Below are 20,515 nucleotides of genomic sequence, written 5' to 3' on the forward strand. Positions count from 1 at the left end.
TATGAAGAGGGGAGATTCAGTAAATAGTATAAAATCAGCCAACTAATTCATACACAAAGTATTGCGAATTAGTTGGCTAATTTTTTATTATTCACTGAATGTCCCTATATAACTTTATCTATCCAATACTATTGCTTCAATGTCAAACAAAACTTTCAGTTACAAACTCCTTACAATCCTTTTTACATCCCAACGCATTAAACCATAGCCTCCGCACAAATAGATATAGAAGCTATATACATTTACGATGTAATCTATATAATATAAACAGAAAACGCGATCCCTCTTCAATAAATAAAGAGAAACCGCGCTTGCACTATATGATTATATTATTAGTTAGCAGCAGAGTCCTTTGCAGCAGGTGCTACAGGTGCATCAGTTGCGTCTTGCTGAGGAGCAGCAAATCCAGCCGGAGCATTCAACGGATTTGTTTTCTGTTCTTCTATAGCCTGTTCCATAATCACAGAAGAAGATTCTACTGTAGTAGGAACAAGATAAGAGGTAGCAATACTTAACACTACCATGAAAATAGCCAATCCCCAAGTCAACTTTTCAATAAATTCTGTAGTCTTACGAACTCCCATAATCTGATTTGAAGCAGCAAAACTAGAAGAAAGACCTCCTCCCTTAGAATTTTGTACCAATACTACAAAGCACATCAGTACAGCTGCAAGTACAATCAATCCAATTAATAAGTAATACATTTTCTATTTTGATTTAGCGTTAATAATCAATTTTTGTAAAAATCTAATTTGGTCTGCAAAGTAAATGTTTTTTTTCGGATATTTCAAATTTAATTTTTCAATAATTTCCAATGCTTTATCGTATCTATGCTGTTTCACATAAATTTTAGCCAAAGTTTCTGTAAAATAGCTTTCATCCAACTCCTCTCCCTCTACCTTTTCAGGTTCAGTATCCTCTGTTTCTTCTTCCAAATCCACAGTTTGTTCCGAGTCAGGATGTTCATCTACAGACGATTGAAGATTCTGCTTTTCTATAAAATCATCTATCAGCTCCTGATTCTTCAAAGGAACTGTCACTTCCGGTTGAGCATCCTCCTGAAGCAAAATAGAAGTATAATCAATACTCACTTCCTGAGGTATTGAAAGCTCTTTAGCTGTCTGTGCCGGAAGTTCCGACAAAAAACGGTCGATCAAGTCTAAAGTTCGATCCGTACTTTCAGCATTTTTCTCTGCTGTTTTTTCACCATGCTTACCAATTACAAAGCGTTCTCCTTCTATATAATAAAACAGCAAACTCAAGTCGGCTACATATAAAGCACTTTTTTGCAATTCGGTTTTAAAATCCGGATCTTGCAGAAGAAACAAGTTTTTCAGATAGAGCAAACGCGCAGTCTGAAAATACGGATAGCGTGCCAACAAACCTCTCAGTTCGCCCAGACTCTCTCTATCCAAAAGTTCCGGATGTGCAATCCATTCCTGCAAACGCTGTTGTATCATATTACCAATTAGCTACAGTTGCATTGAATATCTGTTCTACAATTTCATCAATCATCTGACTTACATATTCCTCCTGTACGGCTGAAAGCTGCTGACTGGCATTATACTCACGACTGGCAGAAAACTGCTGTTCAAAGTCTTCTGTATGGTTTGTATTATTGACAAAACGTACATTCACTGTCATACGCAATTCGGCCATGGTAGAATAACCATCCGAACCGATACCTTTATTGTAAGCATCGTAATTGGTAATCTCACCCGAAAGTTCCAAATCTCCTCCCTGACGAACCTGTTTCAGACGAGTCTGCTGCATAAACTTATCCTGAAGAGCTACGTTAAACATAGACTCCATCGGTCCCCATACGAAAGCAGCCGAACGGTTAGGAAAGTTTTCGAACGAAATGGTTTTCACCTTATCGTAGTTAATAGATGAGCCATTGAATTTATACGAAACCGTACATGCTACCAATACACAGGAAACAAGTACAAACGAAGACAGTATTTTCCAATATTTCTTAATCGAGACCATATTCTTTGATTTTACGATAAAGGGTACGTTCAGAGATCTTCAAATCCTTTGCAGCATTTTTTCTTTTACCATGATGACGCTCCAAAGCTTTACGAATCATCTCTTTTTCCACTTCATCCAGTGATAAATTTTCTTCTATATATTCTTCAGTATCCTGCACATCGGGTTCCTCTACAGGAGTTTCTGTTCTGTTTACCGGATAATTATTGACCAAAGGCACCGATGTCTTTACCACAGGTACAGGAGTCATTACAACAGGCGTTTCAGGCATCATGCTTACAGGTGCCTCCTGAATATACTGTACAGAAGAAGTCTGTGCAGGATGGCTGACCTGTGCCCCTGCCCGCTCCGACATAATATCGTGCACCAGTTTCTTGAGTTCCGTCACGTCACGACGCATATCAAACAATACCTGATACAAGATTTCACGTTCACTTTCAAAGCTTTTCTGCGATGTTGCAGCTTTACCTCCAAACAAAGCCGGAAGACGGGATACATTTTGTGCAGGAAGATACTGTTGCAGAATATCTGCACTGATATCCCGATTTGTTTCAATGATAGAAATCTGTTCTGTAATATTTTTAAGCTGTCGGATATTACCCGGCCAGGAATAAGAGACCAACATCCGTCTGGCATCTTCCGTCAACTGAATGGCAGGCATACGATATTTCTCTGCAAAATCGGATGCAAACTTACGAAACAACAGCGCAATATCATCCGCGCGTTCACGTAAGGGAGGAACCTTGATTGGCACTGTATTCAAACGATAATACAAATCCTCACGAAAACGTCCTTCGGCTATAGCTGTAGCAAAGTCTACATTCGTAGCAGCTACAATCCGTACATCTGTTTTCTGTACCTTTGAGGAACCAACCTTAATGTATTCACCCGACTCCAGCACACGAAGCAAACGAGCCTGAGTAGACAAAGGCAACTCACCCACTTCATCCAAAAAGATTGTTCCACCATTTGCTTCGGCAAAGTATCCATTCCGGTCGCTGATAGCCCCTGTAAATGCACCTTTCTCATGCCCAAACAGCTCAGAGTCGATAGTTCCCTCCGGAATTGCACCACAGTTCACAGCAATATAAGGCCCATGTTTACGACGGCTAAACTGATGGATAATTTGCGGAAAGCTTTCCTTACCGACTCCACTTTCTCCCGTAACCAGTACAGACAAGTCGGTAGGAGCCACTTGCATCGCGATATCAATAGCCCGGTTCAATCCCTCAGAGTTACCGATAATCCCGAAGCGCAACTTTATATTCTGTATTTCCGATTTAACCATAAATTCTCTTCCAATAGACAGCAAAAATACAAAAATAATCGAACTCTAAAGGCATAAATCCGCATAGATTTTCACTCTTCATCACTCCCTTTAAGCCCCCGACTACTTCCTTCTTCCTTACAACGATAGTAAAAAGGAGATAAACCTACCTGTTTTTTAAAAAATGTACCAAAAGCAGAAGCATTCGGAAAATTCAATTCATCGGCTATCTCCTGTATCGGTTTAGATGTGTTTCTTAGCCAAAAGATACTTTTGCGTATAATAGCCCTAAATACCAGTTCCTGCACAGTATATCCACAAATCGATTTTACCAACGCCGATAAATATTTAGGCGATAAACAAAGCTTGTCTGCATAGAAAGCTACTCCTCTTTCTTCCATATAATACATCTCCACCAGATGTATCAATTTAATAAAAGTATCAATCTTATGTCCATTTACTTTATTATCCCCCATGATACGGCGACTGTACACTGCACACAATCTATAAGTAAGAGCCAATAACAACAGTTTATGTTCATAATGGTCGAATGGACTGAGCGAATCGTGCGGCTTATTGTTCAACAAAGAAAAATAGTGTAAAAAGTCCTCTTCCTCTCCTGTAGTCCATACATAACAAGGTTCGGGAGTATAAGTCATATATAGATACATAGCCATTATAGAGCTACCCAAAATATCGCGAATAGGATCGATACGATAAAAGAAAAGATTTATAGCCAAATCTTCACTATATTCACTTATACAAAAATCAGCTCCTTCTGAAAGAAAGACACACTCTCCCTCATGAGCCGAAAAAGTCTTTTTATTGATAGTGAAAGTAAAATTACCACGTTCACACAATATCAACCCAATATGCTTTAAAATAAATGGCTTCAGCAGAAAACTTGGAAACATACACAAAGTGCCTTCCGAACTACAGATGTCACAATTAGTTGCCAACGCTTTATCCAATTTTTCCAAACGTTCTTCTTTCCCTTTCATATTAATCTGAATAAAGATAATTTACACTACGAAAGTATACTTTTCCTTTATCAGAAGAAAATAAAGAGAATAAAAACGTCAGGGGGAACCCATATATTGTAAATCTTTTCCGCCGAAAAGAATAGATTAAGAAGCATTAAGTTCCCCACTGACGCTTAATTTACGTTTCTTCCAAGGAATCAATACCATCAGAAATGCCGCACCTATACACCCATAAAAGGTCCATCCTGCCATTTCCTTCAATGCAGACAATGTAGCCTGCACCTGTACTTTTCCCTTAGCAGAAAGTGCAGCCATGCTTTGAGATTCCACCTCACTCTTGCCCTGATATTTCATTCCTTGCAGAGTTTGTACATACGATGTAGCTATTTCAGGGTTCATCAAGTCTCTATCCTGTGCAAGACTGGTAATATAATATTGTTGACGATGCTGCAGTATATTAGTATAAAGCGAGCTGCCTGCACCCGGTCCGATAGCCATACGTACCGTAAGCATCACACAAATCCATGTAGACAGATATTTGTAAGGCATCCGCTGATTAGCATGCACAGCAGTAAGAGAATAAAGAAGCACCATTCCAACAGACCGTATGATAACCGGATATTTCATCCGTTCATAAAGTCCATAAGTCTGTACTTCAAAATACATAAACAACGCAGAACAACCTATCAAGACAAATCCCAGTGCAAATATATATTTCAGATGTACACCCTTTTTTACCAGAATGAGAGCAATGATACACCCTACTATATACCCCAACATACTCCAATTTGACAAAGAAGCATTCTGCCAATTATCAATCTTCATACCTACTCCAGCAAACACATTGACAAACATAGCACTGGAGTTAAATACCATAAGCAAGAAAAAGAGCAATACTCCCATACGGATGGTACGAAGTTTGAATATCTCCAACAGGAAATAAGGTGAATCCTGTGTTTTCTCCATATATACAAACCAGCCGGCAAAAACAATTGCCACAACCGTAGCAACCTGAATAGAAGGGCTATCGTACCAATCGAGCACTTTTCCATATACCATTACATAAATTGCAGCAGCACACATCACACAGAATACTACCACATTGCCAAATTTACGAAAATTGACAGGTATCCGATGCCCGTCGTACAGATGCCACGGCATGGTAAGCAGCAAAACCAACATAGACAGCAATATAGAACCAATCATGAAATAATACACATATTGCCATTCATACTCATAAGCAAGCCATGCCGTAAGCGATGTACCGATTTGCCCCAAAATCATAAAGAATACATAAATGAGAGGCTGGCTTACACTTTTTTCCGCATCCAGTCTGTCCCAGCCTTTTTCATCGCAAGGGTCGTTGCCTGGAGTAATATTACGGGTAGCTTCCATACCAAATGCATATTTTATCAGGGTAAACAAGTTCACCATCATCAGTACCATACGTAAAAATCCCATCAACACACTACTCACCCCCAGTACAATAAGACTATCTGTCTGTGCACAAACCCAACTCAAGACACAAAGGATAGCAAAGCCTACCACACACATCAGTTTCTCTCTCCGGATACATACCAGATCGTAAAAGAAAGGACAAAAAGCGGCCATCCCGATAGAAGTAAGAAAACCTATATACTGAATATGCTCTGAAAGAATACCCAACCCACTGAACATCTCGGTACTATTGGCTGTATACACTCCACTTGTTGTAAGAATAGGAATAAACAGCAATATAAGTATCAGTATACCGACAGGTTTAGGTACCCAGTTATAAAACGGATAATTCCGAGGACATGAAGCCATAACTCAATTTTTTTAATGACACGATTTATTTCACAGACTATAATTTAGCCTTTACCACAGCCATCATACCTGCAACCAGACGTTCGTTATCGTCTTCAGACAAATCAATAAAATCAATGCGCACCGGTATCCGCTGCTGTATCTTCACAAAATTTCCGGCCGAATTATCTGTTGGAACCAATGAGTATTTTGCCCCTGTAGCTCCTGAAATAGCTGTAATCCGTCCCGTGAACTCCTTATCACTGATTGCATCAACCGTAATCCGCACTTCTTGCCCAATAGTCAGGTTTTCCACCTGCGTTTCTTTATAGTTGGCAACAATCCATTTTCCAGTATCCGGAAGGATATAAGTTATCGTCTGTCCGGCTCCAATATACTGCCCCTCTTCCAAAGCACGTCTGCCCAACTTTCCATCGCAAGGAGCCACTACAACCGTATACGACAGATTCAGTTTAGCCATTTCCAGCGCAGCCTGTGCACGCTGAATAGCGGCAGCAGTACTTTCACGGCGATTAGAAACCTCATTTATTCCCGATTTAGCAGCTTTCTGCTGACGCTTCAATCCCTCCAACTTCTTCCTTGTGGCTTCATATTCTGTTTCAATCTGCTCCAACTGAATAGGAGTTGCGGCATTTCTTTCCAACAGATTTTCGTAACGCTGACGATCTTTGTCAAGTTTTGCCAGTCTGATTTCCACTTCTGCAATCGAAGCTTCGAATACCGATGCCGAATTCTGTGTCGTCTGGAGTGTAGCATCAATCACAGTGGCTCCTGCCATTGCGTCCTTCAATGCAGCTTCCGCTTCCATCACACGGATGCGATACTCACGATCGTCAAGAACCAACAGCGTATCTCCTTTTTTTACAGTCTGATGTTCTGTAAAATAAATCTTCCTGATGTATCCGGAAGCACGTAAATTGACCGGAGAGATATATTGTTCTACCTGTGCATCATTACTGGTTTCTGTATACTTATAGTCAAGGAAAAGGCAGATTACCTCTATCAGAGCCCATACTAATAAAGCAATTCCTACGACACTTGCCATCATTCTCGAACGACGTTGTTTTTTTAGTTGTGTTGCCTTTTTTTCCAAAGTATTATTTGTTGTTTCCATAATTCGTATCTATTTAATGTTTGAAATAATATTGATTAATAAGCTGAGCGATGATCCAGCAGACTTTCTATTTGTCCGGTGAGTTTCAGTAGAGTGAGATTAGTTACCCGATAATTATAATGTGCACTGATGTAATTATTCTGTGCTTCACTCATCCTCATTTCATCCTGCAACACCTCTGTCATTGAAGCTATTCCTTCCCGATACCGGTCAGTAGTAACCTGATATACATCTTGCGCCAGCATATAGTTGTCTTTCTGCTTTCTGAAATTACGCTGACTGTTCATCAGTTCGTTCGTTGCATTGAAATATTGCGTCTGCATATTCTTCAATGTATTTTCATACATCAGTTTTACGTTTTCCACCTCAATTTTTGCTTTTCTGACTTTTGAGCGTTTTTCCAATCCGTCAAAAATAGGAATACGCAGTGTAAGACCAATGCCACTAGACTGATACCAACGATTGGAAGGTCCGGAATGAAACCAGTTGCGTGCCTTATCGGTATAAGCCGAATACATCCAACTTCCGGTGAGCGAAAGAGAGGGTATATATCCTTGCGTAGTAAGCTTTCTCTGCTGCTCCGCCAGTTTTTCTTTCGACTGCAACAAACGAAGTTCATACTGATTAAGATCCAATCCGGTTAAAGATACATTTATAATATTTTCAGTATCTACCGGAACCAGCACAATATCTTTATCAAATGGATAATCGATAACATACTTCAGAAGATTCAATTGCTGAGTAAGCATTGCCTTGGCATTGTCGTATTGTACCTGCTGATTTTCCAGATTAATATTGACACGCTTCACATCTACTTCCATTGCCATACCATTATCATAAAAGGCCTGCGTTATGTCTCTCAGTTCTTTTAATCTGGCAATATTCTCTTCTATCAATGCAATCTGTTCTGCAGTATTCTGCCCCAGATAATACATTTTGGTAATCTGCAAAATCAAATCTTCACGTGCTTTACCATACGAGAGATGATTCAGTTCATCCATGGTACGGGCTATATCTAAAGCCGTATACATGGTTTGGTTATACAAAGGCATCTGCAACTGAATACCGACAGAGGCATTGTACTGCAACGTTTTGGTTACATTGTAAGGATTACCATAAGCAGAACCGTCGGTTACAGAAACGGGAGGATTAAAATTATCATTAAATCCCGCCACACCGTTCAATTGAGGCAGCAGTCGTGCACGATTTTCACTTAAGGTATATTTACCCTTGCGTATTTCATTACGGCTGCTTTCCAACAAAAGATTGTTCTCAATTCCCAGGCGAAGACATTCTTCCAGGGTCAATACATTCTGTGCTTTTCCTCCAAGAAAAGGGCATAGAATAAAAGTAAAAATAACTACTAACTGTTTCATTTTTATTGCTTCTTAATCTGAAACAAAGATAGACAGTTAAGGATATACAATATTATTCATAAACGATGGAGGATTGTTCATATTTTCCTTTTCTAATCTTTTTATCAATACTCTCCTATATACAATTTGCACAAAGACTGCAAATAGCATTTCCCTATAACGAAAGAAGAATTCAACCGACGTCGTCGACTCTATAGCCGACGACGTCGGTTATACAGCCAACGACAGCGCCTGTACAGACGACGACGTTGTTTATACCATATAAAAGGCATCGTATACGCTTATTACGAACAAAAACGACTCTTATATATAAAAAAAAGCCAGTCGCTTTCCTCTTCTCGTCATAAGCGGACGAGATCGAAAAACGACTGGTTCTCCTTACAATAAAGAAATCTATAAAATCAGAATACTGTACGTATCATGAAACGAATACCCCATTTATTGGCTGTAGGCAAATGGTTGTAATTCAAACGACGTACATATTCCACGTGAAGCAATTTAAAGATATTATGAATACCGGCTGTTACTTCCACATAAGGAACCTTAGGATCCATCACACTGCTGGAGTAATTATAATGCCCTGTACGGTCATAATGTCCGGGGAACATCATCAGTTCATTGTCGTTACGGTTCTGTTCAAGGAACGGATTGTTTTTATCCGTCAGCTGTCCCCATAAACATTTCACCCCGATAAACTCACGCCATTTCAGTCTGTTCAGCAAAGGAATACGGTTGAACAGCTTACCCTGCATATTCCAAGAAATATCCAAAGAAGCATAGCGGTCGTTCAGGAACTCCATGTTGTTAATCAAGTTGAAAGTTTCATCCTGAATGATGTACGATAAGTTGGCTGCCGGCATAATCAGCAGAGGGAACGGAACTTTATTCCACTGGATACCCGCCTTCAAGCGAGCATCTACATGTCCCCATGAACTCATCCAGAAACGCTTGTAGAAACCAGCCTCTGTCACATTGTAGGTATAATCACCTCTCAATACTCCCTTCAAAGCCAGCGTGTGCTGCAAAGTAAATACCGGTGCATCCAGATTGACAGGCAAACGGCGCTGCTTGGTATTCACAAAGGTTTCTCCCGGTGCATAGCGGAATGCCAAAGTTGCTTCGGATACCGTAATATCGTGTACATTGAAAGGAGATTTTACCCATTCCGTTCCGGTCAGTTCACCGGCAGCAATAGCTTCCTGCAACTGGTTTTCTCCGGCATTAGTACGATAAAACAGCATACCGCAAGGTTCGTAGTTTGCATGTTTCAACGTAACGGTAGTCTTCAATCCCGATTCTTTTTCCAGTTCGTACTTCACAATCGCTCTGCGCTCATAGTTATACTGGTCTACCGTAGACACTTTCAGCGAAGTAAACACGTTATCCTTATCGGTATTGATATATTTGTCGGAAGGCAACATATTATCATACTGATAGGTAAATGTCAGTGAGTTTTTCGGATATTCGCGGGGCAAATATTCTTTTTTATTGAAAGAATACTCCACCTCACCCATATATTTCGATTTCCGGTCCTTGAAACCATACGCATAATATCCCTTCAGGAAGAGATGAGGATGCAGATTGGCCGTAGTCTGTGCCGATGCACGCAAACGGAGTCCATCGATATAGTTGCTCGTAATCATGGTGTTGATAGGTCCGATATCCACTTTACTCGGATGCTTGGGTGAGCCGGTTTCCACAAAGTTCTCAATCAGCGCCTTCAAACCAAACATGATATACTTGAATCCTTTTATTTTTGTCAGATTATCCACAAACGAGCCCATCTTACTTTCCGATTTGCTCAGTTCCTCCTGACGATACTGGTTCCAGTACGCGTCATCCCGCATCATGGCATTGACGTCTTTCACCTCACTGCCTTTCCGTTTGAATATCTTTTCGGGTATGGGTTCAAAACTAAAATCGAAATAACGCGTCGTTCGCCTTACCTGATACGAGCCCAGTACCTTTTTCAGATAAGACAATTCACACAGCATATCGTCTTCCATCAGGGCCCATTCGCCGGTAGGAAGTTCACCAAACTTCTGGTCTATAATCATATTATCCACAAAGTTGATGTCGGTCTTCTTCGGAAGATTCAACGTACACTCTTTCACCCGGTAGGTAGAGTCGGCCAGGATATACAAATGTCCTGTAAAGCCAAAGTCACGGGAGTTATTGGGCACAAATGTAAGATGGAAACAGCGTTCTTTCTCTACATACACCGTATCCATGATATAGAACTTATAGAAGTCGATACCTGCTTCAGATACCGGACTGTCGAACGGATACTGCAAGAAACGGAAACGGTCTTCATAAATATCAATATCCTGAAATACATCTTTCAGTACAGTAGTCAGCATATCTCCCGTACTGAAAAGTTCATTGATACCTGAAGAATTAATCCCTTGAATAATAGTCTTCTCTGCATGCGGTTCCTTACGGTATACCTTCTGTGAAACCGTTTCATCAACCGACACAGGAAGAATATTCTTTCCCGTCATTTCGCACAATTCTACCTGATCTCTAAAGAACGGATATTTCTTGAAAAGGAATGACTCGCGCAAGGAGTCGGCAGTAATGTTATTGACTGCAAGAGTAATCTTCTGATACTTATTATAACTGTAAAAGTCATTCTTCTCCAAGCTGGTACGCTGCTTGGAGGAAATCACTTTCTTCATCAATTCTACTGCCGGATTATTCTTACGGGAATATTTTTCCTTTTTGGGCTTCACAACGACTTCATCAAGCACTAAATCAGAACGCATGCTTACATTCAATTCACGCGTTTTGGAAGACACTTTTTCTACCCGTGTAGTATATCCTACCATTGAAAAAGTCAAATTGGTCCATCCCGGACGATAGTCAATCGAATATTTACCGTCAATATCGGTTATTGTTCCCACTCCTTTCCCGTCATAATACACATTTAAATAAGGAATAGGATCTCCTGTATCCGAATCTATAACAACACCGTGTATCTGAGACCACACATTAAGCGTCCAGACACATGCCATTATCACAAACAGGAATAATCGTTTTATCATACAAACAATCTTTTTTACCCTTTATATTTGAAAAACGAAGCGAAATTACTGCTCTTAATTCTTTTAGACAAATCCAACACCCCGAAAAATGACAAATAGACCGTCTTTTATGTAGTATTAACCATTATTAATTTAGATTTTTAGAAATTGCATTTAAAATAAAAAGTGTACTTTTGTAGGCTCAATCGAATTGTAAAAAGAGACAAATTAAAATTCATAAGATATTAGAGAATATGCCAAAAGCGCCTTTATTCCATAATTTTATAGCAACAGGATTTGGTTCAGGATACAGTCCAATAGCACCGGGAACAGCCGGAGCTCTGCTTGCCATGCTCATTTGGTGGGGATATTCCCTCCTCTTCAGCCACTGTATCTCCATCCCTGTACTTACTTTTATTGTAATTGTGGTATTTACTTTTGCCGGAGTATGGTCTTCCAGTGTAGTCGAAAAATATTGGGGAGAGGATCCGTCACGGGTTGTTGTAGACGAGATGGTAGGCACATGGATTGCCTTGCTGGCTGTACCGGAAGGTGCTCATTGGGGATATATGCTGGCCGCATTCGTATTGTTCCGCTTTTTCGATATAGTGAAACCGCTTGGAGTAAGAAAAATGGAAAGCTTGCCTTCCGGATTCGGAATCATGGCCGATGATATTCTGGCCGGAATATATGGTTTTATTGTAATTTATTTATACAGACTCTGTTTCGCGTGAAAGATATACTGACATCATTCCGACAAGGGAAAGGACTATTCATGTTTATGCGGGCACAGTTGTCTGCACAAATTGCTACAGTAACAGATTTTCTGTTGTCTATTCTGTTGAATCAGTTTTTTGGAATGTATTATGTATATGCCACACTCATCGGTTCAATAACAGGCGGACTGGTTAATTGTATCATTAACTACAAATGGACATTCCGGACCGACGACTGCAGTCCGGCAAATGTCTTATTCAAATATATATTGGTATGGATTGGCAGCATCGGACTAAATTTATGGGGAACTTACCTGCTTACCGAATTCCTGCTCATGCAGAGTGGCTTTATCCAACTTAATTCTTCCACAGCCTTCATTTTATCCAAAGTTATTGCAGCAGTAATGGTAGCTGTACTTTGGAATTATAATTTGCATCGGACTTTTGTATTCAAAAATGCACACATCAACAGATTACTGAAGAATAAAATAAAACGAATAAAATATGGAAATAAAAAAACAAGCAAAAAAGATGCGTGATGCCTTGCAGCAACTCATCTACAAAATCATCAATCCTCTTATTCATGGAATGATTAAGATAGGAATTACTCCTAATGTAGTTACAACAATAGGATTTCTCGGTAATCTGGCCGGTGCCTGCATACTTATCTACGCCGGTGCACACCCGGAACAAGAGCCTTTTACCTGCATAGGATGGGCTGGAGGTATTATTTTATTATCTTCTTTGTTTGATATGATGGACGGCCAGGTAGCACGTATAGGAAACATGGCTTCTACGTTTGGAGCAATGTACGACTCTGTACTCGACCGTTACAGCGAACTGGTCACATTGGGTGGTATTATTTTCTGCCTGTTCGGACATCAGCAACTGGCAGGTGCAGTGATTACTTTTGCTGCTCTTATCGGCTCATTGATGGTAAGCTATGTACGAGCTCGTGCAGAAGGTCTGGGACTGGAATGCAAAATCGGATTCATGCAGCGTCCGGAACGTGTAGTACTGACTTGCATCGGACTACTGGCTTGTGGAATCACAGCGCATACAGCATCCGATTTGTCTTTTGACCCAATGCTTATCCTTATCGTACCGATGGGATTCATTGCCATCTTTGCCAACGTAACAGCTTTTGCGCGTATCGAATACAGCCGCCGTCAGTTAATCAAGAAATAAGTCCAACCGATGAATACATTATACAATAAACCTACTGCAAGGGAAAGCCTGACGCTTGTCTTGTCTCTGGCAGCCTGGATGCTTGTAACGGCTTTATTTGTGGGGATACGTCCGGAACACATCGGAATGGGAATACTGATAGCTGCCCTTTTCCTTGTCAGCTCCGTTACACGTAAACTCGTAGTAGCTCTCCTTCCTTTTGCCATATTCGGCATTTCATACGACTGGATGCGCATTATTCCCAACTACGAAGTAAACCCTATTGATGTACAGGGACTTTATGAAGCAGAAAAAAGCCTGTTTGGTATTGCTACAGCCACTGAAGGTATACTCACCCCCAACGAATATTTTAATATTCACAACTGTCCTGCAATGGATTTTATGGCCGGTATATTCTATCTGTGCTGGGTACCCGTACCTATTCTATTCGGATTAGGACTTTATTTTGCCAAACAACGTGCCATATACCTTCGCTTTGCTTTGGTCTTTCTATTTGTCAATCTTATCGGTTTTGCAGGATATTACATTCACCCTGCAGCCCCACCCTGGTATGTGATGAAATACGGATTCGAAGTCATACTGAATACTCCCGGCGATGTAGCCGGACTGGGACGTTTTGATGCAATGACGGGACTCTCTATATTCGACAGTCTCTATGCCCGAAACTCAAATGTGTTTGCAGCAGTTCCTTCACTCCACTCGGCCTATATGGTAATAGCTTTTTATTACTCACTGAAGGCTAGATGCAGCAACTGGCTACGAGGTATCTTTGCCTTCATTATGATTGGCATTTGGTTTACTGCCGTTTATTCCGGACATCATTACATTATAGATGCCATACTCGGCGCCTCATGTGCCATCATCGGTATCGTGGTTTTCGAATATGGATTGATGAGAATTCCTGCATTTTCACGCTTCATTGACAGATATACTCACTACATTAACTGATAAAATCAGCCTGTAAATGAGAAATTTGCCATAAAATGAGATAAAACGACAAACATACATCTCTTAAAAGTCTAAAAAATTGTCTACCTTTGCGGGCAAATTTTTAGACTTTACGCCAATGAATGATATTTGTTGCATCGGACACATCACTTTAGACAAGATAATTACTCCGAAACAAACTACGTACATGCCTGGAGGAACGGCCTACTATTTTTCTCATGGAATCCGTCACCTACAGAACAGCCAAAATTATAAACTGATAACAGCGCTGGCACCAAGCGAAATGGCTTCGGTAGAAGAGCTTCGCAGCAAAGGAGTAGAAGTAAAAGTGCTTCCCAGCAAGCATACTGTATATTTCGAAAATGCATACGGTGAAAACCAGGACAACCGTACCCAACGCGTATTGGCTAAAGCCGATCCGTTCACAGTAGAAGGCCTCGAAGGAGAAGAAGCCCGTTTCTATCATTTGGGAAGTCTGTTGGCCGATGATTTTCCGTTGGATGTTCTTCAATATCTGTCAAAAAAAGGTACACTTTCTGTCGATGCACAAGGATATTTACGTGAAGTAAGAGGAGAGAATGTTCACGCTATAGATTGGGCAAACAAAAAAGAAATGCTGCAATATGTAGATATTCTGAAAGTAAACGAACACGAGGCAGAAGTGTTGACCGGACTATCAGACTATCAACAAGCCTCTATCCGACTGGCAGAATGGGGAGTCAAAGAAGTTTTGCTCACATTGGGAAGTTCCGGTTCTCTGATTTATGCAGACAGTAAATTTTACAGAATACCAGCCTATCCACCCAAAGAAGTAGTAGATGCTACCGGTTGTGGAGATACATACGTAATGGGATATCTGTATATGAGAAACAAAGGAGCTTCATATGAAGAAGCCGGCTGTTTTGCTGCTGCATTGTCTACTCTGAAAATTGAAAAATCAGGTCCTTTTTCCGGCAGTGAAGAAGAAGTTCTCCAAATCATACAAAACAGTAATCTTCATCCGGAAGTATTATAATAACGGAATAAACCGGTACAACAGTCTTTCAAAAAGACATAAAGAAATCGCCTCTTAAAAGTTTATAAAAAGCTTTTAAGAGGCGATTTCTTTATAGAGTTTTACACTACTCAGGCTACAGACAACATTTTACGTGCATAGAACCATACAAATACATACGCACAGAAAGGAACGGCAAACGACCATACCATCGTAGTCTGATCGGCCACATATCCCATCAGCAACGGACCAACTACTCCCCCTACCGGAGACATCATCAGGAAAGAAGAAGCACGCTTGGTATGGCTTCCCAATCCTTTCAGAGACAGTGCAAATATGGTAGGAAACATAATTGCTTCAAAAGCGTAACCACACAGAAGGGCGACCAAAGAAATCATGCCGACATCGAGCAATACAATAAACGTAGTAAGTACAACACCTGTAGCACATACAAACAGCATTTTTTCTGCACGTACCCGACGCATAATCCAACTGCCGACAAAGCGTCCGACCATGAACAGTCCCAATCCACCGAACGATAAAACCCAAGAGGCATCACGGGCACTCATCCATTTTTGTTCTACCACGTAGTTGATGAAGAAACTATTGATTGAAATCTCACCTATTTCATAAGCAAACAAAGCAAAAGCTCCGAATACAAACAGTTTATGCGACCAAAGACTTACCTTATGCCCTTCCGAATCCACTTCTATTGCATGTTCTATTTCCGGCAGTTTCACACGAGAAAATATAACTGCTACCAGCAATACTATTACCCCCATGCACACATAAGGCAAAGCTATACTTCCACTTCCCTCCTGTCCATCGTTGGAAAACAACATAAATCCTACCAATATCGGTGCACAAATACATCCCAGTCCATTGAAGGATTGTGCAAAGTTCAGACGGCTTGCAGCTGTTTCCTTTGCTCCCAGTTCCGTCACATAGGGGTTAGCTGCTGTTTCCAGAAAAGCCAGTCCACAACCGATTACGAACAAAGCAAAAAGAAAAGCATTAAACGAAGCGATATACTCCCCTGGAATAAACAGCAAAGCTCCTACTCCATAAAGAATAAGTCCAGACACTACACCTTTTCGATATCCGAAACGATTGATAAATAATCCTGCAGGAATTGCCATCACAAAATACCCCATATACATCGTTACCTGAATAAAGGCCGAATGCGCTTTCGTAATATCAAGCGCTTCCTGAAAGTGCTTGTTCATTACATCCAGAATAGCATGGGCAAATCCCCATAAAAAGAAAAGTGAGGTTACAAGTATAAACGGAATAATATACTGCTTGTCAACCAATGAAGTTCCTTTCGATTTCATTTTTCTACGTTTGTTGGTTTTATAATTATTATAGTTTTGTTTTTATAGATAATATGGCCTCAAAGACCAAAATATCATCAGGTACAGTCAGCTTCATATTCAGTCTGTGCCCCTTTGCAATATACAGCGGATACCGTTTCAGTTCTGCCATAAGTGTATAAAGCGACTGCTCACAGATTCCTTTGCCATCTGCTTCTTCATAGGCCTCTTTCAGGTCTTCCAGCCTGAAAGTATGAGGAGTCTGTGCCTTATACATCACTTCTCGCGGGAAATATTTTTCCGATGCCACACCGTCTGTACTGTACATTAACGCTTCATTATCCAATACAGCCGTTATGGCATTCCCTTTTGTTCGGCAGACCTCAATATTATCGGTAATAATCTGTGCAGAGATAAAAGGACGTACCGCGTCATGCACAAGTACAATGTCTTTCATATCGCACACTTCACACAATCCTTCCATTCCTGCCCGCACTGACTCATGGCTACTTTTTTTCCCTACAAAAATATGTTTCAATTTGCCAATGTCATATTTCTGAGCCAGTTCGCGCACAAAGTCTTCCCAACCTGGCACACACACAACTGCAATTTCATCTATTTCCGGATGCTCTTGAAAGGCTTTCAATGTATATAAAATAACAGGAACACCTCCCAGACATACAAATTGCTTTGGAGTATCAGTTCCCATACGGTCGCCCGAACCTCCAGCCATAATCAGTGCTATGTTCCTTTCTTTTTTCATTTCAACAATATGTTTTCTCAATATTCTTACATAAATTCTCGTGTTTATAGCGCATATAGAAAAACAGAACATTCAAGACTGTTATTTCGAACACAAAATACAGATACGGTTCTTTGACCAGCATCACGACAAAGAGTACCAGTGCCCTTGTATCAAAAGTCAGAATATTTGTGTATTTCATCAGCGGCTTACTTCCACGACGGAATTCTTCGCGCAACTCAACAGGCAAAGTATTTCCATATTTTGTCTTTAATGCTTTCAGCAAATGCTGACAAGCGGGCGACATTTGCTCCTGACTGCGAGTATATCGGGTATAAAAGAAGAGATAAATCTTCTCGAACCATGCTTCTTTCCACAAAAGTTTTCTCATTTTCTCCTTCTGTACTACAGAAGAATCCAATTCACATTTATCGGCACCTTTCTGAAAGAATATATGCACATTGCGATAATAATCGGCCAGTGCACATTGCTTACTATGACATATCAGTCCGGCAAATGCAGCCAGCAACCAAATCCATAATCCCCATTCTTCATTCAAGCGCAAACAAATAAAGAAATAGATAGAGAAGAACCATACATCACCGGCAAATCCATCCAAGATACGTCCCAGCAGACTTTTCTGCCCCGTCATTCTTGCCAGTTGTCCGTCGGCACAGTCGTACCAGTTTGCCCATATCAGCAGGAAAATTCCCCAAAGCGTATGATACAAATCGTCAAAATAAAACATATATCCAGCCAATGCTCCCAGTACAATGGATATAATGGTCACAGCATTGGGATGTACATGTAATTTTTTGAAAAACAAAGCCCAGATATATCCACAAGAACGGGTCACGTAAATTTCAAAAAATCCTTCTGTATCCTCCGATTTCAGCGTAGACTTAATTCCTTTTTTCAACGATTCAAACGACATGATACTTTATAGCTATTTATATTCTTCACTTTCTACCGGCCGGCGGTTACCAAACTTCATCAGTCCGATACCTACAACAATCCAGATAAGTTCACGCACACGCATAATCAGTCCCATATATACTCCATAAGCATAAGGTAAGGCCAATCCTCCTACAGCTAAAGCGAATCCTCCCTCACGGGCACCCAACTGCATAGGTGAAAAGAAAAGAGCATTGGCAAACAGAGAAGTAAATGCCAATATCAGAATACAGTCCCAGTAACTGATTGTATCCGTAAAAATCAGCAATATACAATAAATCTCTGCACACGAAAATACCCTTGCAAAGAACTCCGCTCCCAGTGAAGAATAGAACGTAATACGATGCTTTCCATGCAACTCGGCTATTTGAGCATCTACCCGTTCCAAGGCATCTTTCTTCCGCTGTGCAAAGCCTGTAGCCCAATTCCGCAGAAAAGGTACTTTCTGCAACAGCCCAATGCTTCGCATGGCAAGTCCCGAGCGATATCCTTTTGTAAAGAAATACACGCCACAGAGACAAAACAGCCCCGCCAGACCAAGAAAAGCAGACATACCCGTCGTAAGATAATCAAAATGCAGTACGACATACAGTCCGATAGAAAAAAGCCAGAAGCAGAAATGAGAGAAAATATGCATCATCACATACAATATCACACTCGATGTAGCCTTTTCCACCCCCACGTACGGAGTCAGTTCCATAATGCGGTAAGGCTCTCCTCCCATCAATCCCACAGGTGTGGTTGCGTTCAGGGCAAAACCGGTTACCGTATATTTGTATACACGCCAGAAAGGAATTTTTCCTCCTTTGAATCCATCGTGTATAATAATATACCATGCACCTGCGTTCAGCACATAAATCAGCATCCAGAGCAAGACTACCACCGGAAACCAAAGACCAGCCCTGCGTACACTCTCGGCCAGTTCGGTATACGACACATCAAAAGTGAAAAGCATAACGGCTATTGCCGCTATGCCAAACACCAAAAATATATTTCTGTATTTATTCTTCATCGATAGAGTCCAACTTCAGCTTATCGCTGTCGTCACGTTTCTCATAATACTGTTTACGCAACGGACGCGCACTGATTTCTTCCTCTATACAGCGGTTACGATATACATCCAAAGCTACATAAATAGCCTGACGGAAGGAATCTTCCGAAGCAATACCCTGACCGGCGATATCGTAAGCGGTACCATGTGCCGGAGAAGTACGTACAATCGGCAGTCCGGCTGTAAAGTTTACACCTTCATCCATAGCCAACGCCTTAAACGGTGCCAATCCCTGATCATGATACATTGCCAGTACTCCGTCGAAATAACGGTAATTTCCAGCTCCCATAAATCCATCAGCCGGATAAGGACCAAAACACTGAATACCTTTTGCTATCATTTCATTGATGGCAGGAATGATTATTTCCTGTTCCTCCTTACCTATCAGGCCACCGTCGCCTGCATGAGGATTCAAGGCAAGCACAGCAATACGCGGACAATCTATTCCGAAATCCTTTTTCAAGGAACGATGGAAAATAGCAATCTTTTCCATAATCAATTCCTTAGTCAGATGATTTGCAATCTCTGCAACCGGCACATGGCCTGTTACCAATGCAATACGGAAATCACCTTTCAAAAGAATCATCAATGCTTTTTGTCCCTCGCCCACACGTTCTTCAATGTATTCGGTATGTCCGGGAAAATGGAATGAATCCGACTGAATCGTATGTTTGTTAATCGGAGCTGTAACCAGCACATCAAACAAGCCTTCACGATATTCTTCCAGTCCTGCTTCCAAAGCAGAAAGAGCCGCTTTTCCAGCCTCCTGAGTAGAGCGAGTCAATTCCACCTTCAATTCATCATCTATACAGTTCACAATATTCACCCGGCCATCCTGAGCTTCCGAAGCCGAATTGATAATACTGAAATTAGTCTGAATATCCATTGTCTTACGATGGTATGCCGCTACTTTCGGTGAACCATAGATAATAGGTGTACACAATTCCAGCATGGACGGATCGGAAAAGGTCTTTAAAATAACCTCATAGCCCACTCCGTTTATATCTCCGTGAGTAATACCTACCCTTATCTTACCTTCTTCCATTTCTAT

Annotated in this window: 19 protein-coding genes; 5 read left to right on the top strand and 14 right to left on the bottom strand. The window is 40.8% G+C overall.

The window, feature by feature from the left end; all coding sequences use genetic code 11:
* Nucleotides 1-332: 332 nt before the first annotated feature.
* From secG to WKU26_RS04530, 9 genes are all read right to left on the bottom strand, one after another.
* On the bottom strand, nt 333-704 hold the full coding sequence (gene secG, locus WKU26_RS04490; protein ID WP_269878165.1) for a preprotein translocase subunit SecG: 372 nt from the start codon (nt 702-704) through the stop codon (nt 333-335).
* Between the two features lie 3 nt (nt 705-707).
* The gene (locus WKU26_RS04495) at nt 708-1,460 is read right to left on the bottom strand and encodes a tetratricopeptide repeat protein (protein ID WP_269878164.1); all 753 of its coding nucleotides are present in this window, start codon (nt 1,458-1,460) and stop codon (nt 708-710) included.
* Between the two features lies 1 nt (nt 1,461).
* On the bottom strand, nt 1,462-1,989 hold the full coding sequence (locus tag WKU26_RS04500) for an LptE family protein (protein ID WP_269878163.1): 528 nt from the start codon (nt 1,987-1,989) through the stop codon (nt 1,462-1,464).
* On the bottom strand, nt 1,976-3,277 hold the full coding sequence (locus tag WKU26_RS04505; protein WP_340321059.1) for a sigma-54 interaction domain-containing protein: 1,302 nt from the start codon (nt 3,275-3,277) through the stop codon (nt 1,976-1,978). The genes WKU26_RS04500 and WKU26_RS04505 overlap by 14 nt, the downstream gene beginning before the upstream one ends.
* A gap of 71 nt (nt 3,278-3,348) precedes the next feature.
* Complete coding sequence (locus WKU26_RS04510) at nt 3,349-4,257, bottom strand: helix-turn-helix domain-containing protein (RefSeq protein WP_340321060.1); 909 nt, start codon at nt 4,255-4,257, stop codon at nt 3,349-3,351.
* A gap of 126 nt (nt 4,258-4,383) precedes the next feature.
* Complete coding sequence (locus tag WKU26_RS04515; RefSeq protein WP_340321061.1) at nt 4,384-6,045, bottom strand: MFS transporter; 1,662 nt, start codon at nt 6,043-6,045, stop codon at nt 4,384-4,386.
* 37 nt (nt 6,046-6,082) lie between these two features.
* Entirely contained in the window at nt 6,083-7,159 is a 1,077-nt protein-coding gene (locus WKU26_RS04520; protein ID WP_340321062.1) for an HlyD family secretion protein, read from the bottom strand.
* 35 nt (nt 7,160-7,194) lie between these two features.
* On the bottom strand, nt 7,195-8,535 hold the full coding sequence (locus tag WKU26_RS04525; protein ID WP_340321063.1) for a TolC family protein: 1,341 nt from the start codon (nt 8,533-8,535) through the stop codon (nt 7,195-7,197).
* A gap of 401 nt (nt 8,536-8,936) precedes the next feature.
* Nucleotides 8,937-11,579, bottom strand: coding sequence for a DUF5686 and carboxypeptidase-like regulatory domain-containing protein (locus WKU26_RS04530; RefSeq protein ID WP_340321064.1), 2,643 nt, complete (start codon nt 11,577-11,579; stop codon nt 8,937-8,939).
* 233 nt (nt 11,580-11,812) lie between these two features.
* Here WKU26_RS04530 and WKU26_RS04535 point away from each other — a divergent pair, with 233 nt between their 5' ends.
* The 5 genes from WKU26_RS04535 to WKU26_RS04555 all read left to right on the top strand — a co-directional run bounded on the left by WKU26_RS04535 (nt 11,813) and on the right by WKU26_RS04555 (nt 15,425).
* The gene (locus tag WKU26_RS04535; protein ID WP_269878159.1) at nt 11,813-12,292 is read left to right on the top strand and encodes a phosphatidylglycerophosphatase A family protein; all 480 of its coding nucleotides are present in this window, start codon (nt 11,813-11,815) and stop codon (nt 12,290-12,292) included.
* A 41-nt stretch (nt 12,293-12,333) separates the two neighbouring features.
* Nucleotides 12,334-12,813, top strand: coding sequence for a GtrA family protein (locus tag WKU26_RS04540; protein ID WP_340321127.1), 480 nt, complete (start codon nt 12,334-12,336; stop codon nt 12,811-12,813).
* On the top strand, nt 12,779-13,462 hold the full coding sequence (locus WKU26_RS04545; protein ID WP_269878158.1) for a CDP-alcohol phosphatidyltransferase family protein: 684 nt from the start codon (nt 12,779-12,781) through the stop codon (nt 13,460-13,462). Before WKU26_RS04540 ends, WKU26_RS04545 begins: the two co-directional genes overlap by 35 nt.
* Nucleotides 13,463-13,471: 9 nt before the next feature.
* Nucleotides 13,472-14,410 carry a phosphatase PAP2 family protein gene (locus WKU26_RS04550; RefSeq protein ID WP_340321065.1) on the top strand — a complete coding sequence of 313 codons (939 nt, stop codon included), beginning with the start codon at nt 13,472-13,474 and terminating at the stop codon, nt 14,408-14,410.
* Between the two features lie 118 nt (nt 14,411-14,528).
* Complete coding sequence (locus WKU26_RS04555) at nt 14,529-15,425, top strand: PfkB family carbohydrate kinase (RefSeq protein WP_340321066.1); 897 nt, start codon at nt 14,529-14,531, stop codon at nt 15,423-15,425.
* A 110-nt stretch (nt 15,426-15,535) separates the two neighbouring features.
* On the opposite strand, the gene WKU26_RS04560 is transcribed toward WKU26_RS04555, so the two are convergent.
* From WKU26_RS04560 to pdxA, 5 genes are read right to left on the bottom strand one after another with little or no spacing between them, the layout of a single operon-like run.
* Nucleotides 15,536-16,738, bottom strand: coding sequence for a sugar MFS transporter (locus WKU26_RS04560; RefSeq protein WP_340321067.1), 1,203 nt, complete (start codon nt 16,736-16,738; stop codon nt 15,536-15,538).
* Nucleotides 16,739-16,766: 28 nt separating this feature from the next.
* Complete coding sequence (locus WKU26_RS04565; protein ID WP_340321068.1) at nt 16,767-17,480, bottom strand: IspD/TarI family cytidylyltransferase; 714 nt, start codon at nt 17,478-17,480, stop codon at nt 16,767-16,769.
* A 1-nt stretch (nt 17,481) separates the two neighbouring features.
* A complete protein-coding gene (locus WKU26_RS04570; protein ID WP_340321069.1) occupies nt 17,482-18,393 on the bottom strand; it encodes a CDP-alcohol phosphatidyltransferase family protein in 912 nt (303 codons plus the stop codon).
* Nucleotides 18,394-18,405: 12 nt separating this feature from the next.
* The gene (locus WKU26_RS04575; protein ID WP_340321070.1) at nt 18,406-19,425 is read right to left on the bottom strand and encodes a lysylphosphatidylglycerol synthase transmembrane domain-containing protein; all 1,020 of its coding nucleotides are present in this window, start codon (nt 19,423-19,425) and stop codon (nt 18,406-18,408) included.
* Nucleotides 19,415-20,509, bottom strand: coding sequence for a 4-hydroxythreonine-4-phosphate dehydrogenase PdxA (gene pdxA, locus WKU26_RS04580; RefSeq protein WP_340321071.1), 1,095 nt, complete (start codon nt 20,507-20,509; stop codon nt 19,415-19,417). The genes WKU26_RS04575 and pdxA overlap by 11 nt, the downstream gene beginning before the upstream one ends.
* Nucleotides 20,510-20,515 lie beyond the last annotated feature (6 nt).

Source organism: Phocaeicola sp. HCN-40430 (assembly GCF_037890285.1).
Taxonomy (GTDB): Bacteria; Bacteroidota; Bacteroidia; order Bacteroidales; family Bacteroidaceae; genus Phocaeicola; species Phocaeicola acetigenes.

Excerpts from the sequence above, each read along its gene's own strand:
- WKU26_RS04545 (WP_269878158.1), top strand. The coding sequence starts at position 12,779 with ATGGAAATAAAAAAACAAGCAAAAAAGATGCGTGATGCCTTGCAGCAA.
- WKU26_RS04525 (WP_340321063.1), bottom strand. The coding sequence starts at position 8,535 with ATGAAACAGTTAGTAGTTATTTTTACTTTTATTCTATGCCCTTTTCTT.
- WKU26_RS04535 (WP_269878159.1), top strand. The coding sequence starts at position 11,813 with ATGCCAAAAGCGCCTTTATTCCATAATTTTATAGCAACAGGATTTGGT.
- WKU26_RS04550 (WP_340321065.1), top strand. The coding sequence starts at position 13,472 with ATGAATACATTATACAATAAACCTACTGCAAGGGAAAGCCTGACGCTT.
- WKU26_RS04500 (WP_269878163.1), bottom strand. The coding sequence starts at position 1,989 with ATGGTCTCGATTAAGAAATATTGGAAAATACTGTCTTCGTTTGTACTT.
- WKU26_RS04530 (WP_340321064.1), bottom strand. The coding sequence starts at position 11,579 with ATGATAAAACGATTATTCCTGTTTGTGATAATGGCATGTGTCTGGACG.
- WKU26_RS04520 (WP_340321062.1), bottom strand. The coding sequence starts at position 7,159 with ATGGAAACAACAAATAATACTTTGGAAAAAAAGGCAACACAACTAAAA.
- WKU26_RS04565 (WP_340321068.1), bottom strand. The coding sequence starts at position 17,480 with ATGAAAAAAGAAAGGAACATAGCACTGATTATGGCTGGAGGTTCGGGC.
- WKU26_RS04555 (WP_340321066.1), top strand. The coding sequence starts at position 14,529 with ATGAATGATATTTGTTGCATCGGACACATCACTTTAGACAAGATAATT.
- WKU26_RS04575 (WP_340321070.1), bottom strand. The coding sequence starts at position 19,425 with ATGAAGAATAAATACAGAAATATATTTTTGGTGTTTGGCATAGCGGCA.
- WKU26_RS04505 (WP_340321059.1), bottom strand. The coding sequence starts at position 3,277 with ATGGTTAAATCGGAAATACAGAATATAAAGTTGCGCTTCGGGATTATC.
- WKU26_RS04540 (WP_340321127.1), top strand. The coding sequence starts at position 12,334 with ATGTTTATGCGGGCACAGTTGTCTGCACAAATTGCTACAGTAACAGAT.
- WKU26_RS04510 (WP_340321060.1), bottom strand. The coding sequence starts at position 4,257 with ATGAAAGGGAAAGAAGAACGTTTGGAAAAATTGGATAAAGCGTTGGCA.
- WKU26_RS04495 (WP_269878164.1), bottom strand. The coding sequence starts at position 1,460 with ATGATACAACAGCGTTTGCAGGAATGGATTGCACATCCGGAACTTTTG.
- pdxA (WP_340321071.1), bottom strand. The coding sequence starts at position 20,509 with ATGGAAGAAGGTAAGATAAGGGTAGGTATTACTCACGGAGATATAAAC.
- WKU26_RS04515 (WP_340321061.1), bottom strand. The coding sequence starts at position 6,045 with ATGGCTTCATGTCCTCGGAATTATCCGTTTTATAACTGGGTACCTAAA.
- WKU26_RS04570 (WP_340321069.1), bottom strand. The coding sequence starts at position 18,393 with ATGTCGTTTGAATCGTTGAAAAAAGGAATTAAGTCTACGCTGAAATCG.
- secG (WP_269878165.1), bottom strand. The coding sequence starts at position 704 with ATGTATTACTTATTAATTGGATTGATTGTACTTGCAGCTGTACTGATG.
- WKU26_RS04560 (WP_340321067.1), bottom strand. The coding sequence starts at position 16,738 with ATGAAATCGAAAGGAACTTCATTGGTTGACAAGCAGTATATTATTCCG.